Source organism: Dryocola clanedunensis subsp. sulfonylureivorans, assembly GCF_016756775.1.
GTDB classification, from domain to species: Bacteria; Pseudomonadota; Gammaproteobacteria; order Enterobacterales; family Enterobacteriaceae; genus Dryocola; species Dryocola clanedunensis.
In genome coordinates this window covers 184095-197674 of sequence record NZ_JAERMU010000006.1, presented here as the reverse complement: position 1 = coordinate 197674, position 13580 = coordinate 184095, and the positions used below count along the sequence as shown (strand labels likewise).

Below are 13580 nucleotides of genomic sequence, written 5' to 3'. Positions count from 1 at the left end.
TGTCCCATCGCCATAGCTGCTATCTTTCAACCAGACGACAGAGTTGCAACGTTTTTTTAACATAAAATTGCGCACTTTCTTTCACGCACAAAGAAGTGGCACAAGAAGTGCAACTCCTCGTCTGCTACACCACACCACACAACACGACACCATAATAAGAGTCAACTTGAGGGTTATGTATGAAGAAGCAGGTTCTCGCTCTGTCTTTGCTGCTCGGTCTGACCAGCACCGTTTACGCAGCAATTCCGCAGAACGTTCGTATTGGTACGGACGCCACCTATGCACCCTTCTCTTCTAAAGATGCGAAAGGGCAGTTTGTCGGTTTTGATATCGACCTCGGTAACGAACTGTGCAAACGCGTTAACACCAAATGTACCTGGGTGGGCAGCGACTTCGACTCGCTGATCCCTTCTTTGAAAGCGAAAAAAATCGACGCCATTATCTCCTCCCTGTCTATTACTGAGAAACGCCAGCAGGAGATCGCTTTCTCCGACAAACTCTATGCGGCTGACTCCCGCCTGATCGCGAGCACTGGTTCACCCATTAAACCAACTCTGGACTCACTGAAAGGCAAGCACGTAGGCGTTCTGCAAGGCTCCACACAGGAAGCGTTTGCTAATGCTGAATGGCGTCCGAAAGGCATCGATGTTGTCGCCTATGCTAACCAGGATCTGATTTACTCTGATCTGGCTGCGGGCCGTCTGGATGCAGCGTTCCAGGATGAAGTCGCCGCGAGCGAAGGCTTCCTCAAACAGCCTGCCGGAAAAGCATTTGCCTTCGCTGGTCCGTCCGTGAAGAACAAACAGTACTTTGGTGATGGTACCGGGATCGGCATGCGTAAAAGCGATACTGAGCTGAAAGCGGCGTTCGACAAAGCCCTGGCAGAGATGCGTAAAGACGGGACTTATGACAAGTTTGCCAAAAAGTACTTCGATTTTAATGTTTACGGTGATTAAGGTTTTCCCGTAGTCTGTGGCCCGGTTTTGAATATATTCTTAACCGGGCTGGATAAAAATGCAGATGGCGGCCAGGCTGGCTGCCCTTTTTTGGTGCACTTTTATCCTTCTTAATTAGCCATGAACCGGCATTAGCGCTAAAAGACAGTCTATGAGGATAATTATGAAAAAGTTGGTGTTGTCCCTTTCACTGGTGCTGGCATTCTCCAGTGTTTCCACAGCATTCGCCGCCATTCCGAAAAATGTGCGTATCGGTACCGATCCCACCTATGCCCCGTTCGAATCCAAGAACGCTCAGGGTGAATTAGTGGGCTTTGATATCGATCTGGCCAAAGAACTCTGCAAACGCATCGAAACCAAATGTACGTTCGTTGAGAACCCATTAGATGCACTGATCCCTTCTTTGAAAGCGAAAAAAATCGACGTGATTATGTCGTCGCTTTCCATTACAGAAAAACGCCAGCAGGAAATCGCCTTTACCGACAAGTTGTATGCGGCAAACTCCCGCCTCGTCGTGGCTAAAGGTTCACCTATTCAGCCAACGCTCGCTTCCCTGAAGGGTAAACGCGTGGGCGTCCTGCAGGGCACCACTCAGGAAACCTACGGTAACGAGCACTGGGCGCCAAAAGGCATCGAGATTGTTTCCTACCAGGGCCAGGACTCTATTTACGCTGACCTGACGGCGGGACGTATCGATGCGGCCTTCCAGGACGAAGTAGCGGCCAGCGAAGGCTTCCTGAAACAACCAGTCGGCAAAGATTATCAGTTTGGTGGCCCGTCCATTAAAGATAACAAGCTGTTTGGCGTCGGGACCGGCATGGGCCTGCGTAAAGAAGATACCGAGCTGCGCCAGGCGCTGAACAAAGCGTTTGCTGAAATGCGTAAAGATGGTTCCTACGACAAGCTGGCGAAGAAGTACTTCGATTTTGATGTTTATGGTGGTTAACAGTCACCGGTGGTTGGGCCTGTCCCGTAACGGCTGGCCCGGTTTGTGCAGACACTGACGACAGGATACGCACCATGCTGTATGGCTTTTCTGAAGTGATTTTCAAAGGGGCGTTGGTTACCCTGGAGCTGGCGTTAAGCTCGGTTGTCCTTTCTGTCGTGATTGGGCTGGCCGGAGCAGGCGCTAAGCTCTCCAAAAGCCGACCGTTAGCGCTGCTGTTTGAAGGGTATACCACGCTGATTCGTGGCGTACCGGATCTGGTTCTGATGCTGCTGATTTTTTACGGTCTGCAAATGCTGTTAAACAGCATAACGGATGCGCTGGGCGTGGGGCAGTTTGATATCGACCCGATGGTGGCCGGTATTATCACCCTCGGCTTTATCTACGGGGCCTATTTTACCGAAACCTTCCGCGGTGCCTTCCTCGCTGTGCCAGGAGGGCATATCGAAGCCGCAACCGCCTTTGGTTTTACCCGTTCGCAAACCTTTCGTCGCATTTTGTTCCCGGCCATGATGCGCTACGCGCTGCCCGGTATCGGCAATAACTGGCAGGTTATCCTGAAAGCAACCGCGCTGGTTTCCCTGCTAGGTCTGGAAGATGTGGTGAAAGCCACGCAGCTTGCCGGTAAAAGCACCTGGCAGCCGTTCTATTTCGCCATTGTCGCCGGGATTATCTATCTGGTCTTCACTACCCTCTCCAACGGTGTGCTGCTCTGGCTTGAGCGTCGCTATTCGGTTGGCGTGAAGAGGGCTGAGCTATGATTGATATCCTACAGGAATACTGGAAATCCCTGCTGTGGACCGACGGCTACCGCTTTACCGGCGTGGCGATCACCCTGTGGCTGCTGATTTCTTCGGTTATCATGGGCGGGATTCTGGCGCTGTTTTTGGCCATCGGGCGCGTCTCCAGCAATAAGTTCATCGCTTTCCCCATCTGGCTGTTCACCTATATTTTCCGCGGCACGCCGCTGTATGTGCAGCTGCTGGTGTTCTATTCCGGGATGTATACGCTGGAAGTGGTTAAGGGGACCGTGCTGCTGAACGAGTTCTTCCGCAGCGGGCTGAACTGTACCGTGCTGGCGCTGACGTTGAACACCTGCGCCTATACCACCGAGATTTTCGCCGGGGCGATTCGCTCTGTGCCGCACGGTGAAATCGAAGCCGCGCGGGCCTACGGCTTCTCGCAGGTAAAAATGTATCGCTGTATTATTCTGCCGTCCGCCCTGCGTATTGCGCTGCCGGCGTACAGCAACGAGGTGATTTTAATGCTGCACTCTACCGCGCTGGCCTTCACCGCCACCGTGCCGGATCTGCTGAAAATTGCCCGAGATATTAACTCCGCCACCTACCAGCCGTTTACGGCCTTTGGCATCGCGGCGGTGCTGTATCTGATTATCTCTTACGTGTTGATTAGCCTGTTCCGCAAAGCCGAGCAGCGTTTTATGCAGCATGTTAAACCCAGCTCTACGCATTGAGTGATTTCCCATGGCTGATAATAAATTAAACGTTACTGATTTACACAAACGCTACGGCGAACATGAAGTGCTGAAAGGGGTTTCTTTGCGGGCTAACGCCGGGGATGTGATCAGCATCATCGGGTCGTCCGGTTCCGGGAAAAGTACGTTTTTGCGCTGCATTAACTTCCTCGAAAAACCGAGCGAAGGCACGATTGTGGTCAGCAACCAGAACATCAACCTGGTGCGCGACAAAGACGGGCAGCTGAAGGTGGCGGATAAAAACCAGCTGCGCCTGCTGCGTACCCGCCTGACGATGGTGTTTCAGCACTTCAACTTGTGGAGCCACATGACGGTGCTGGAAAACGTTATGGAAGCGCCGATTCAGGTGCTGGGCTTAAGTAAACAGGAATCGAAAGAGCGTGCTCTGAAATATCTCGCCAAGGTGGGCATTGACGAGCGCCAGCAGGCAAAATACCCGGTGCATCTGTCCGGCGGTCAGCAGCAGCGCGTCTCTATTGCCCGCGCGCTGGCTATGGAGCCGGAGGTTTTACTGTTCGATGAGCCAACGTCCGCGCTGGATCCGGAACTGGTGGGTGAAGTGCTGCGTATCATGCAGCAGCTTGCCGAAGAGGGGAAAACGATGGTGGTGGTCACGCACGAGATGGACTTCGCCCGTCACGTTTCAAGCCACGTCATCTTCCTGCATCAGGGCCGCATTGAAGAAGAGGGCGCACCGGACGAGCTGTTCGGCAACCCTAAGAGCGCTCGTTTGCAGCAGTTTCTTTCTGGATCGCTGAAGTAATTGTCAGAGGGCTTTGTCGGGAGGCGCTTGCGCTTACCCGACCTACGAAGGATGAATTTGTAGGGTGGATAAGCGCATGCGCCATCCACCGTTTACCGACTAGCGAACCACATCCGCCAGCGCTTCTTCCAGGTCAAAATAGCGGAAGCCGAAGCCGGATTCTTCCAGCCGTTTCGGCAGCGCTCGCTGCCCACCTAGCACTAATACCGACGATTCGCCCATCATCAGCTTCACTGCTGTGGCTGGCGCTCGCATAAACGCCGGGCGGCTCAGAGCGTGGCCGAGCGCGTGGGAGAACTGTTCGTTGCGTACGGGGTAGGGCGAGACCATGTTGAACGGGCCGCGCAGGTCGTTGTTCAGCAGCCAGAGGATGCCGTTGATCATATCGTCGATATGGATCCACGCGAGATACTGACGGCCTGAACCTATCGGACCACCCAGACCTAAACGGAAGATCGGTAGCAGCTTCGCCAGGATGCCGCCTTTCGGGGCCAGAACGACGCCGGTGCGCAGCAGGCAAACGCGAGTATTATCGCTTTGCGCGCCACAGGCGATTTGCTCCCAGCGGGCGCAGAGCTTGTGGGTAAATTCGTTGTGCGGTGGTTCGTCTTCGGTGACGACAACCTCGCCCAAATCCCCGTAGTAGCCCGCAGCAGAACCGGATATCAGGACAGACGGCGGCGTGCTGCTCGCTTTGAACATCTCCACCAGGCGCTCGGTGATTTGCCAGCGGCTCTGACACAGGCGCTGTTTCTGGCTTTCTGTCCAGCGCTTGTCGGCGATTGGCTCGCCCGCAAGGTTTATCACCGCATCGAATCCATCAAGGTTTTCATGCTCGTTCAGTCCTTTCCACAGCACCACGCGCCGATCGAAGTGGCCGCGGGCTTTGTCCGGGTCGCGTGTCACCAGCGTGACTTCGTGGCCGGTTTCCAGCAGGCGAGGAACCAGGTGGCTGCCAATCAGCCCGGTGCCACCGGTAATGAGTATCTGCATGCGCGTCTCCTGAAGGCTACGCTTATCGCCGCCAGCTCATGGTCATGGAGACCGAGTCGGCGTAGCGCAGCGCGTGAAGTTTATCGATCTCTACTTCAGCATAAGACACCCACGGATGGTCACATGCGATATCGAGCACATCCTGAGTTAATTTTTCCAGCAGCGAGAAACGGTTGTTCTCGACCAGCTGGATGATTTGCTTGGTAATAGTGCGGTAGTTCAGGGCGTCGTTGATATCTTCGCTGGCGCGCGCTTTATCCGCCGGGTAGTGAATGGCGACGTTGACGACGATATCCTGACGGTTGGCGATCTCTTCTTCCTTGATGCCAATGAAGGTGCGCAGGCGTAGGTTTTTAATACGAATAATGGCGTCTGGCTGAGGGGATGACATTGCAGGTTTTCTCCGTGTGTTGCTTCCCGCCACAGATTACACCACGGCGGGAAGATTTTGACACGTCGGATCAGCCGTTTTCAGCCTGTTTGTAAGCGCGTTCTGTCGCCGGTCGGGAGCGAATTCTTTCAAACCAGTTTTTTACCGCAGGGTAGGTCGCAAGGTTAATGCGCTGGCGTTCAAAAGAGACCACCCACGGGTAGGTGGCGATATCCGCAATGCTGTATTCCTGTCCGCCAAGCCACGGCGTTTTCTCCAGCTGCTTGTTCAGCACGCCGTACAGGCGCTGTGTTTCCACCTGGTAGCGTTCGATTGCGTAAGGCACCGACTGCGGCGCAAAGTGGTTAAAGTGATGATTCTGCCCGAGCATCGGGCCAAATCCGCCAACCTGCCAGAATAGCCATTGCAGGGTGTGGGTGCGTTCGCGCAAATCTTTACTGAGCAGTAAATTTGTCTTCTCTGCCAGATAAAGCAGGATCTCACCGGATTCAAAAACGCTTAGCGGGCCGCTGCCGTCAGCGGGCAGATGGTCGACGATTGCGGGAATTTTGTTGTTTGGCGAAATAGCGAGGAAGTCTGGTCTGAACTGGTCCCCTTTGCCAATATCAATGCGGTGAATGTTGTACTCAAGCCCTGCCTCTTCCAGAAACAGCGTGATTTTGTGCCCGTTGGGCGTTGGCGCATAAAAGAGATCGATCATAAACAGCCTCTGATAAGTGTTTTCGGGAAACTTTTGCAGTATAGGTCCTGTGACGTGAGACGGGCGCTCAATGTTGAGGTTTGCTCAGGTGACAGGCCTCCGTTTTCGCTATATGTTCAGAACTCGGATGCGATGAATGACGAGGATCACCATGAGCCAGCCTGTAATTACCCTTTGGTCAGATGCTAACTTTTTCAGCCCCTATGTGCTGTCCGTCTATGTCGCCCTAAAAGAGAAGGGCCTGAATTTTACGACTGAAACCGTCGATCTCGCCGCCGGACAGCAGCTACAGCCTGGCTGGAAAGGCTATGACTTCACGCGTCGCGTGCCGCTGCTTGCGGTAGACGATTTTATACTGAGCGAATCCTCCGCCATTACCGAGTATCTGGAAGAGCGCTTTGCGCCGCCAACCTGGGAGCGCATTTATCCCGTTGAAATTGAGAAGCGCGCCCGGGCCCGCCAGATTCAGGCCTGGATACGCAGCGATTTAATGCCGATCCGCGAAGAGCGTTCGACGGATGTGGTGTTTGGCGGCGTGAAAAAACCAGCGCTGACCGCGGCGGGGGAAAAGGCCGCGGAGAAGCTTTTTGCCACGGTAGAGTCCTTTTTGCCGGTTGGCCAGCAGAATCTGTTTGGCGAGTGGTCGATTGCCGATACTGATGTTGCGCTGATGCTTAATCGTCTGGTGCTTAACGGCGATGCGGTGCCAGAACGCTTGCAGGAGTATGCGGCCTTTCAGTGGCAACGAGCCTCGGTGCAGCGCTTCATTGCCCGTTCGGCAAAACGTTCGGGCTGATCCCGAAGGCTTTGTTCGCTATCATTGAGCCACTTACCATTAAAAGAGGTGTGGGTTTATGAAGCTGATGTTTGCCTCAGATCTTCACGGTTCATTACCGGCCACTGAAAAGGTGCTGGAAACATTTGCGGGAAGCGGCGCACAGTGGCTTGTGCTGGTGGGCGATTTGCTCAACCACGGCCCGCGTAACGCGCTGCCGGAAGGGTACAATCCTGCTGCAGTTGCAGATTTACTTAATAGCGTTGCGGATAACATCATCGCGGTTCGCGGGAATTGCGACAGTGAAGTTGACCAGATGCTGCTGAAATTTCCGATTACCGCGCCCTATATGCAGATTCTGCTGGAGCAGCAACGGCTTTTTGTCACCCACGGGCATCTTTTCAATCCCGAAAATTTGCCACCTTTAGCACCACATGATGTGCTGGTTTTCGGTCATACTCATCTTCCCGTGGCGCAAAAACGCGACGGGCTTTATTTTTTCAACCCAGGTTCAGTGAGCATCCCGAAAGGGGGCTTTGATGCGAGCTACGGTATTCTGAACGATGGTGTTCTGACCGTTCACGTACTGAATAACAACAGGGTTATTGCACAGGTAGAGATTACCCCGTAACTTACCGCTGGTAAGATCTTAAACGCGCCGTAAGAGCGCCCAATAGAGAAGGTTTCCGATGGTGGAACAGAGTGAGTTTGGTGGCACGGAATGGGTTGACATTGTCAACGAAGACAATGAAGTGATAGCACAAGCCAGCCGTGAGCAAATGCGCGCGCAGGGCCTGCGTCATCGGGCTACCTACATTGTTGTTCACGACGGCATGGGTAAGATCCTGGTGCAGCGTCGCACCGAGAACAAAGATTACCTGCCGGGCATGCTTGATGCGACAGCCGGTGGCGTTGTGCAATCGGATGAACAACTGCTTGATTCCGCACGTCGTGAAGCCGAAGAAGAGCTGGGCATCGCGGGCGTTCCTTTTGCAGAACACGGCCAGTTCTATTTTGAAGACTCCCACTGTCGCGTATGGGGAGGGCTGTTCAGCTGCGTCTCCCACGGCCCATTCGCACTCCAGGAAGATGAAGTCAGCGAAGTGAGCTGGATGTCGCCGGAAGAGATAACCGCCCGCTGCGATGACTTTACCCCGGATTCGTTAAAAGCGCTGTCGCTGTGGATGACGCGTAACGCCAAGAACGAATCGAAGTCGACTACAATCACCGAATAATCTTCCTGATGACGCAGGCTTATCCTCCCTACAGCTACCTCACGTAGGGGGGATAAACGAAGTGTCATCCACCTCTAGCAGCTATCCCGCATGCACAGCGCTGAAGCAATGGTCGGGTTCGCATCCCACGGTTCATCGTTAATTCTTGCCAGTAATGCACGACCTGCTTCAATGCCAATCTTACGATGCGGCACCGCAATCGTTGTCAGCGCAGGCTGGCAGACGCGGCTGACGTCGCTGTCCCCAAAACCAACAATCGCTAAATCATCCGGCACCTTGATGCGCCTGCGCTGACATTCGTACAGCGCGCCGCAGGCGAGTTCGTCCGATACGCAGACCAGCGCATCCAGCTCCGGCCAGGCCAGTAAAAATTCGGGCAGCTGCGCCGTTCCGGTTGAGAAGACGGGCGGGGCGGCGGCGTTGATCACCCGATTGGGCGACATATGGTGGCGCAGCATCGCCTTATACCAGCCCTGAAGGTGCTGCTGGAAAATCCACTGCTCCTGGTTGGCGCACAGTAGCCCAATATTCTGGTAGCCGCGCTTGATGAGCATCTCCGTCAGTTCACACATCGCCGCGACGTTATCGATGCCGATGTTCATGTCGATAGGATCTTCACGCGTCGCGCCAATTTCCAGCACCGGGATGCTGGCGTGGTTCAGCCAGTTACGCACGGTATCGCTGTGATCCACGCTCAGCAGAATTGCCGCCGCAAGGTTGGAGGTCAGCAATGTTTCCAGCAGCTTTTCTTCTTGCTCCAGCCGGTGCTGGGATTCCGCCAGCACAATCTGATAACCCGCCGGTTGCAGCACCTGCTGGAGACCGGCAAACATCTCGGTACAGCCAGACTCACCAAGGCTTGGGACAACCATGGCAATGGTATAGGACGATGCCGAGGCCAGAGCGCTGGCGGCAAGATTCGGCATATAGCCTAATTCACTAACGGCAGCTTCAATTTTTTCGCGCAGCTTATCGGAAACCTGATCCGGGGTGCGCAGCGCTCGTGAGACGGTCATCGTGCCGACTCCGGCCAGCTGGGCCACATCGGCAAGCGTGACCTTCCCTGTACTTCGTCGCTTTCGGGTCATGGACATGGTTATGCCTGTTCTTATCGTTGTTGTGACATCTTCCCCCCTGAATCTACAGGGGAAATCGCGGTTAAGTATACGCCGTTAATCTGTCTGGTTCGTATGATTTCCGGTAATGATGACGATCTGATAGCGCTATCACAAATTTGCACGATAGTTTTTGGTAGCGCTATCTTTGTGATAATCATCACTGTCAGAAAGCGAAGCGTTGCATAAAGTTTGCCCATCTTGCTGGTTCGTTTTTACACCAAAAGGGGGACAACGTGCTCAATCGCTGGTTACACGACGACACGATCAGGGTGCTGCCGAAGATGGAGAACTGGAGACAGGCGCTGGAGGCCTGTGCTCAACCGTTATTAGCTGCGGGCGTTATTACACCTGACTATCTCACCGCCATCATGCAGCAGCACAGCACGCTGGGACCGTATTATGTTCTGGCTCCCGGTCTGGCCATGCCGCATGCCCGACCGGAGGAAGGGGCGCAGGGATTAGGGCTATCTTTGCTGAAACTGGAAAAAGGCGTCAGTTTTGACTCTGCGGATAACGATCCTGTTGATGTCATTGTTATGCTCGCCGCCCCGGATAAGCACAGCCATATAGAGACAATTTCTGCGTTGGCAGAATTATTTTCCAGTGATGAAGATATGGTTTTATTACATGAGGCAACAAACGTGGAGGACATTAAAAAAATAATTAAACGTTACTGAATTATTTTTCCACCCTGATTTCTTACATTGCATTTGAAATGCGGTGCGGCTATTGGCTGCCCAAAAATAAAAGGACACAAAGATGAAAATAATGGCTATCTGCGGTTCAGGTCTCGGTAGCAGCTTTATGGTCGAGATGAATATTAAAAAAGTCCTCAAAAAGCTGAATATCGAGGCAGAGGTTGAGCACTCTGATTTATCTTCGGCCACGCCGGGGGCCGCCGACCTGTTCGTGATGGCAAAAGACATCGCTGAAAGTGCCAGCGTGCCGGACGACAAGCTGGTAGTCCTCACCAGCATTATTGATATCAACGAACTGGAAAATAAGCTCAGCGCTTATTTTGCCAACCGTTAATCCTCACAGGCGAGGTGGATATGTTTATCCTGGAAACGCTTAATTTTATTGTTGATATTCTCAAAGTGCCCGCCATACTGGTAGGGTTAATTGCTTTGATTGGTCTGGTGGCGCAAAAGAAATCTTTTTCTGATGTCGTGAAAGGCTCAATTAAAACGGTATTAGGTTTTATTGTTCTTGGCGGCGGAGCAACGGTTTTAGTTAGCTCGCTGAATCCTCTGGGCGGCATGTTTGAGCACGCTTTTAATATTCAAGGTATTATTCCTAATAACGAGGCCATCGTTTCAATTGCGCTGGAGAAATACGGCGCGTCCACCGCGCTGATTATGGCGTTCGGCATGGTGGCGAACATCATCGTCGCCCGCTTCACCAGGCTGAAGTACATCTTCCTGACCGGCCACCACACGTTTTATATGGCCTGCATGATCAGCGTGATCCTGACCGTCGCTGGCTTTACAGGGGTGGGGCTGGTTTTCACCGGCTCGCTGATTCTTGGGCTGATCATGGCGTTCTTCCCGGCGATTGCCCAGCGCTATATGCGCCGCATTACCGGCACGGATGACATCGGGTTTGGGCACTTCGGGACGCTGGGCTATGTGCTCTCCGGCTGGATCGGCAGCAAATGCGGTAAAGGCTCGCGCTCAACGGAAGAGATGAACCTGCCGAAAAACCTGAGCTTCCTGCGGGACAGCTCCATCTCAATCTCGCTGACCATGATCGTCATCTACATGATCCTCGCCGTCTGCGCGGGCAAAGACTATGTCGAAAGCCAGCTCAGCGGCGGACAAAACTTCCTGGTTTATTCGATTATTCAGGCGATTACCTTCGCCGCGGGTGTCTTCATCATCCTGCAGGGCGTGCGGCTGATTCTGGCGGAGATTGTCCCGGCGTTTACCGGCTTCTCTGAAAAACTGGTGCCAAACGCCCGGCCAGCGCTCGACTGCCCGGTAGTCTATCCCTACGCGCCAAACGCGGTGCTGATTGGCTTCCTGTTCAGCTTCCTCGGCGGGCTGGTGGGGCTGTTCCTGCTCGGGCAGATGAAGCTGGTGCTGATTTTGCCGGGCGTGGTGCCGCACTTCTTCACCGGGGCGACGGCGGGCGTGTTCGGTAACGCAACCGGCGGCCGCCGTGGCGCAATGCTCGGCTCATTTGCCAACGGCCTGCTGATCACCTTCCTGCCCGTCCTGCTGCTGCCGGTACTGGGGGCGATCGGCTTCGCTAATACCACCTTCTCGGACGCGGACTTCGGCGTGGTTGGCATCGTGTTGGGCAATCTGGCGCGCTTCGTGTCGCCGGTTGGCATCACCGCTCTGGTGGTCGCGCTGTTCGCGGTGCTGGTGGGCTTCAACTATCTGGGCAAAAAGAAAGTGCCGTCTGAAAATAATGCAGAGGTGAAATGATGAGTAATCTGGCAGAGGTAACGACCCTTGCGCGCCACATCCGTCTGGAAACGCTGAAGGCGTTAACGCAGCTCGGTTTCGGGCACTACGGCGGCAGCATGTCGGTGGTAGAGACGCTGGCGGTGCTGTATGGCGACGTGATGCGTATCGATCCGGGCGACCCGGACTGGGTGGAGCGCGACTATTTTGTACTGTCGAAAGGCCACGCGGGCCCGGCGCTGTACAGCACGCTGGCGCTGAAAGGCTACTTCCCCGTTGAGCAGCTTTCCACGCTCAACGAGAACGGCACCAAATTACCCAGCCATCCCGATCGCCTGAAAACGCGCGGCGTGGATGCGACCACCGGTTCGCTCGGGCAGGGGATTTCCATTGCGGCGGGGATGGCGCTGTCCCACAAACTTGCCGGGCGCAGCAATCGAGTTTTTTGCATCGTCGGTGACGGCGAGCTTAACGAGGGGCAGTGCTGGGAGGCGTTTCAGTTTATCGCCCACCATAAGCTGAACAACCTGACGGTGTTTATCGACTGGAACAAACAGCAGCTGGACGGCGAGCTGGATGAAATTATCTGCGCCTTTGACCTGCCGGGGAAATTCACCTCGTTTGGCTTCGACGTGCAGACCGTGAAAGGCGATGATATCAGCGGCCTGCTGGCAGCCGTGAAGCCAGTACGGGGCAAAGACGAGCGTCCGCTGGTGGTGATTCTCGACAGCATCAAGGGGCAGGGCGTGCCTTATCTGGAGCAGCTCAGCAATTCACATCATATTCGACTGACCGATTCCTCAAAACAGGCGCTTGAGCAGGCAATGGCAGAGCTGGAGGCAGCAGATGACAAATGACAGCATTGAGATGCGTAAGGTCTACGCCGGGTTTGTGCAGCAGCAGATTGCGGCAGGCAGCGAGATTATCGCGCTGGAAGCGGATCTGATGAGTTCGATGGCGATGGACAGCGTGCAGCGGGACTACCCTCAGCAGGTGATTAACTGCGGCATTATGGAGGCCAACGTGATTGGCGTGGCGGCGGGGCTGTCGCTTACCGGGCGCAAACCGTTCGTCCACACCTTTACCGCATTCGCCAGCCGCCGCTGCTTCGATCAGCTGTTTATGTCTTTGGACTACCAGCGCAACAACGTGAAGGTGATTGCTTCCGACGCGGGGGTAACGGCCTGCCATAACGGCGGCACGCATATGTCGTTTGAGGATATGGGCATCGTGCGCGGGCTGGCGAACTCGGTCGTGCTGGAGGTGACGGATGCGACGATGTTCAAAGATATCCTCAGTCAGCTGATAACGCTGGAGGGTTTTTACTGGGTGCGCACCATCCGCAAGCAGGCGGTGAAGATCTACGAAGAAGGGGCGACCTTCACCATCGGCAAGGGCAACGTGCTGCGCGACGGCGAGGACGTTACGCTTATCGCCAACGGCATTATGGTCGCCGAAGCGCTGAAGGCGGCGGACATGCTGGCGGTGCAGGGCGTGAAGGCGGCGGTGATCGATATGTTTACCCTCAAGCCCATCGACCGCATGCTGGTGAAGAACTATGCGGAGAAAACCGGGCGCATCGTGACCTGTGAAAACCACAGCATCCACAACGGACTGGGATCGGCGGTGGCGGAGGTCTTAGTGGAAACCTGTCCGGTACCGATGAGGCGGGTAGGGGTGAAAGAACGCTATGGCCAGGTGGGAACCCAGGACTATTTGCAGAAGGAGTACGGCCTGACTGCGGACGATATAGTTAAGGCCGCGCGGGAACTGCTTTAGCTTTTTCGGTGGATGACG

The 13580-nt window shown here is 54.6% G+C and carries 17 protein-coding genes; 13 read left to right on the top strand and 4 right to left on the bottom strand.

The genetic code is table 11. The features are described from left to right. The first annotated feature begins 179 nt into the window (after positions 1-179). The 5 genes from argT to hisP all read left to right on the top strand — a co-directional run bounded on the left by argT (position 180) and on the right by hisP (position 4160). Positions 180-956 carry a lysine/arginine/ornithine ABC transporter substrate-binding protein ArgT gene (gene argT / locus HYQ67_RS08075; RefSeq protein WP_202303145.1) on the top strand — a complete coding sequence of 259 codons (777 nt, stop codon included), beginning with the start codon at positions 180-182 and terminating at the stop codon, positions 954-956. 163 nt (positions 957-1119) lie between these two features. Then, on the top strand, positions 1120-1902 hold the full coding sequence (gene hisJ / locus HYQ67_RS08070) for a histidine ABC transporter substrate-binding protein HisJ (RefSeq protein ID WP_202303143.1): 783 nt from the start codon (positions 1120-1122) through the stop codon (positions 1900-1902). A 74-nt stretch (positions 1903-1976) separates the two neighbouring features. Continuing rightward, positions 1977-2663 carry a histidine ABC transporter permease HisQ gene (locus HYQ67_RS08065; RefSeq protein ID WP_202303141.1) on the top strand — a complete coding sequence of 229 codons (687 nt, stop codon included), beginning with the start codon at positions 1977-1979 and terminating at the stop codon, positions 2661-2663. After that, a complete protein-coding gene (locus tag HYQ67_RS08060) occupies positions 2660-3376 on the top strand; it encodes an ABC transporter permease (protein ID WP_202303140.1) in 717 nt (238 codons plus the stop codon). Before HYQ67_RS08065 ends, HYQ67_RS08060 begins: the two co-directional genes overlap by 4 nt. Positions 3377-3386: 10 nt before the next feature. Beyond that, positions 3387-4160 (top strand): histidine ABC transporter ATP-binding protein HisP, encoded by a 774-nt coding sequence (gene hisP / locus HYQ67_RS08055; protein WP_202303138.1) that lies wholly within the window; start codon positions 3387-3389, stop codon positions 4158-4160. Positions 4161-4259: 99 nt separating this feature from the next. On the opposite strand, the gene HYQ67_RS08050 is transcribed toward hisP, so the two are convergent. The 3 genes from HYQ67_RS08050 to yfcG all read right to left on the bottom strand — a co-directional run bounded on the left by HYQ67_RS08050 (position 4260) and on the right by yfcG (position 6244). Then, entirely contained in the window at positions 4260-5153 is an 894-nt protein-coding gene (locus HYQ67_RS08050; RefSeq protein ID WP_202303136.1) for a TIGR01777 family oxidoreductase, read from the bottom strand. A 22-nt stretch (positions 5154-5175) separates the two neighbouring features. Next, positions 5176-5544: a dihydroneopterin triphosphate 2'-epimerase gene (folX, locus tag HYQ67_RS08045; RefSeq protein WP_202303134.1), complete on the bottom strand. Its 369-nt coding sequence runs from the start codon at positions 5542-5544 to the stop codon at positions 5176-5178. A 70-nt stretch (positions 5545-5614) separates the two neighbouring features. Continuing rightward, a complete protein-coding gene (gene yfcG, locus HYQ67_RS08040) occupies positions 5615-6244 on the bottom strand; it encodes a GSH-dependent disulfide bond oxidoreductase (RefSeq protein ID WP_202303133.1) in 630 nt (209 codons plus the stop codon). A 151-nt stretch (positions 6245-6395) separates the two neighbouring features. On the opposite strand from yfcG, the gene yfcF reads away from it, so the two are divergent. Genes yfcF through yfcD form a run of 3 tightly spaced genes read left to right on the top strand, consistent with a single transcriptional unit; the run spans position 6396 to position 8254 of the window. Next, complete coding sequence (gene yfcF / locus HYQ67_RS08035) at positions 6396-7040, top strand: glutathione transferase (RefSeq protein ID WP_202303131.1); 645 nt, start codon at positions 6396-6398, stop codon at positions 7038-7040. Positions 7041-7098: 58 nt separating this feature from the next. Continuing rightward, positions 7099-7650 carry a phosphodiesterase gene (gene yfcE / locus HYQ67_RS08030; RefSeq protein WP_202303129.1) on the top strand — a complete coding sequence of 184 codons (552 nt, stop codon included), beginning with the start codon at positions 7099-7101 and terminating at the stop codon, positions 7648-7650. Positions 7651-7708: 58 nt separating this feature from the next. Then, a complete protein-coding gene (gene yfcD / locus HYQ67_RS08025) occupies positions 7709-8254 on the top strand; it encodes an NUDIX hydrolase YfcD (protein ID WP_202303127.1) in 546 nt (181 codons plus the stop codon). A gap of 74 nt (positions 8255-8328) precedes the next feature. Here the strand turns inward: yfcD and HYQ67_RS08020 are convergent, their stop codons facing one another. Further along, on the bottom strand, positions 8329-9348 hold the full coding sequence (locus tag HYQ67_RS08020) for a LacI family DNA-binding transcriptional regulator (RefSeq protein WP_202303125.1): 1020 nt from the start codon (positions 9346-9348) through the stop codon (positions 8329-8331). Between the two features lie 257 nt (positions 9349-9605). Here HYQ67_RS08020 and HYQ67_RS08015 point away from each other — a divergent pair, with 257 nt between their 5' ends. The 5 genes from HYQ67_RS08015 (at position 9606) to HYQ67_RS07995 (ending at position 13562) form a co-directional block, all read left to right on the top strand. Further along, a complete protein-coding gene (locus HYQ67_RS08015; RefSeq protein WP_202303123.1) occupies positions 9606-10049 on the top strand; it encodes a PTS sugar transporter subunit IIA in 444 nt (147 codons plus the stop codon). 82 nt (positions 10050-10131) lie between these two features. Next, positions 10132-10404, top strand: a complete 273-nt coding sequence (locus tag HYQ67_RS08010) for a PTS sugar transporter subunit IIB (RefSeq protein ID WP_202303121.1) — start codon at positions 10132-10134, stop codon at positions 10402-10404. 20 nt (positions 10405-10424) lie between these two features. Next, positions 10425-11804, top strand: a complete 1380-nt coding sequence (locus HYQ67_RS08005) for a PTS ascorbate transporter subunit IIC (protein WP_202303119.1) — start codon at positions 10425-10427, stop codon at positions 11802-11804. Beyond that, the gene (locus tag HYQ67_RS08000; protein WP_202303117.1) at positions 11804-12640 is read left to right on the top strand and encodes a transketolase; all 837 of its coding nucleotides are present in this window, start codon (positions 11804-11806) and stop codon (positions 12638-12640) included. Before HYQ67_RS08005 ends, HYQ67_RS08000 begins: the two co-directional genes overlap by 1 nt. Further along, positions 12630-13562, top strand: a complete 933-nt coding sequence (locus tag HYQ67_RS07995; RefSeq protein ID WP_202303115.1) for a transketolase family protein — start codon at positions 12630-12632, stop codon at positions 13560-13562. Before HYQ67_RS08000 ends, HYQ67_RS07995 begins: the two co-directional genes overlap by 11 nt. Positions 13563-13580 lie beyond the last annotated feature (18 nt).

Excerpts from the sequence above, each read along its gene's own strand:
- HYQ67_RS08065 (WP_202303141.1), top strand. The coding sequence starts at position 1,977 with ATGCTGTATGGCTTTTCTGAAGTGATTTTCAAAGGGGCGTTGGTTACC.
- yfcF (WP_202303131.1), top strand. The coding sequence starts at position 6,396 with ATGAGCCAGCCTGTAATTACCCTTTGGTCAGATGCTAACTTTTTCAGC.
- argT (WP_202303145.1), top strand. The coding sequence starts at position 180 with ATGAAGAAGCAGGTTCTCGCTCTGTCTTTGCTGCTCGGTCTGACCAGC.
- hisP (WP_202303138.1), top strand. The coding sequence starts at position 3,387 with ATGGCTGATAATAAATTAAACGTTACTGATTTACACAAACGCTACGGC.
- yfcD (WP_202303127.1), top strand. The coding sequence starts at position 7,709 with ATGGTGGAACAGAGTGAGTTTGGTGGCACGGAATGGGTTGACATTGTC.
- HYQ67_RS08020 (WP_202303125.1), bottom strand. The coding sequence starts at position 9,348 with ATGTCCATGACCCGAAAGCGACGAAGTACAGGGAAGGTCACGCTTGCC.
- hisJ (WP_202303143.1), top strand. The coding sequence starts at position 1,120 with ATGAAAAAGTTGGTGTTGTCCCTTTCACTGGTGCTGGCATTCTCCAGT.
- HYQ67_RS08010 (WP_202303121.1), top strand. The coding sequence starts at position 10,132 with ATGAAAATAATGGCTATCTGCGGTTCAGGTCTCGGTAGCAGCTTTATG.
- HYQ67_RS08005 (WP_202303119.1), top strand. The coding sequence starts at position 10,425 with ATGTTTATCCTGGAAACGCTTAATTTTATTGTTGATATTCTCAAAGTG.
- folX (WP_202303134.1), bottom strand. The coding sequence starts at position 5,544 with ATGTCATCCCCTCAGCCAGACGCCATTATTCGTATTAAAAACCTACGC.
- HYQ67_RS07995 (WP_202303115.1), top strand. The coding sequence starts at position 12,630 with ATGACAAATGACAGCATTGAGATGCGTAAGGTCTACGCCGGGTTTGTG.
- yfcE (WP_202303129.1), top strand. The coding sequence starts at position 7,099 with ATGAAGCTGATGTTTGCCTCAGATCTTCACGGTTCATTACCGGCCACT.
- yfcG (WP_202303133.1), bottom strand. The coding sequence starts at position 6,244 with ATGATCGATCTCTTTTATGCGCCAACGCCCAACGGGCACAAAATCACG.
- HYQ67_RS08060 (WP_202303140.1), top strand. The coding sequence starts at position 2,660 with ATGATTGATATCCTACAGGAATACTGGAAATCCCTGCTGTGGACCGAC.
- HYQ67_RS08050 (WP_202303136.1), bottom strand. The coding sequence starts at position 5,153 with ATGCAGATACTCATTACCGGTGGCACCGGGCTGATTGGCAGCCACCTG.
- HYQ67_RS08000 (WP_202303117.1), top strand. The coding sequence starts at position 11,804 with ATGAGTAATCTGGCAGAGGTAACGACCCTTGCGCGCCACATCCGTCTG.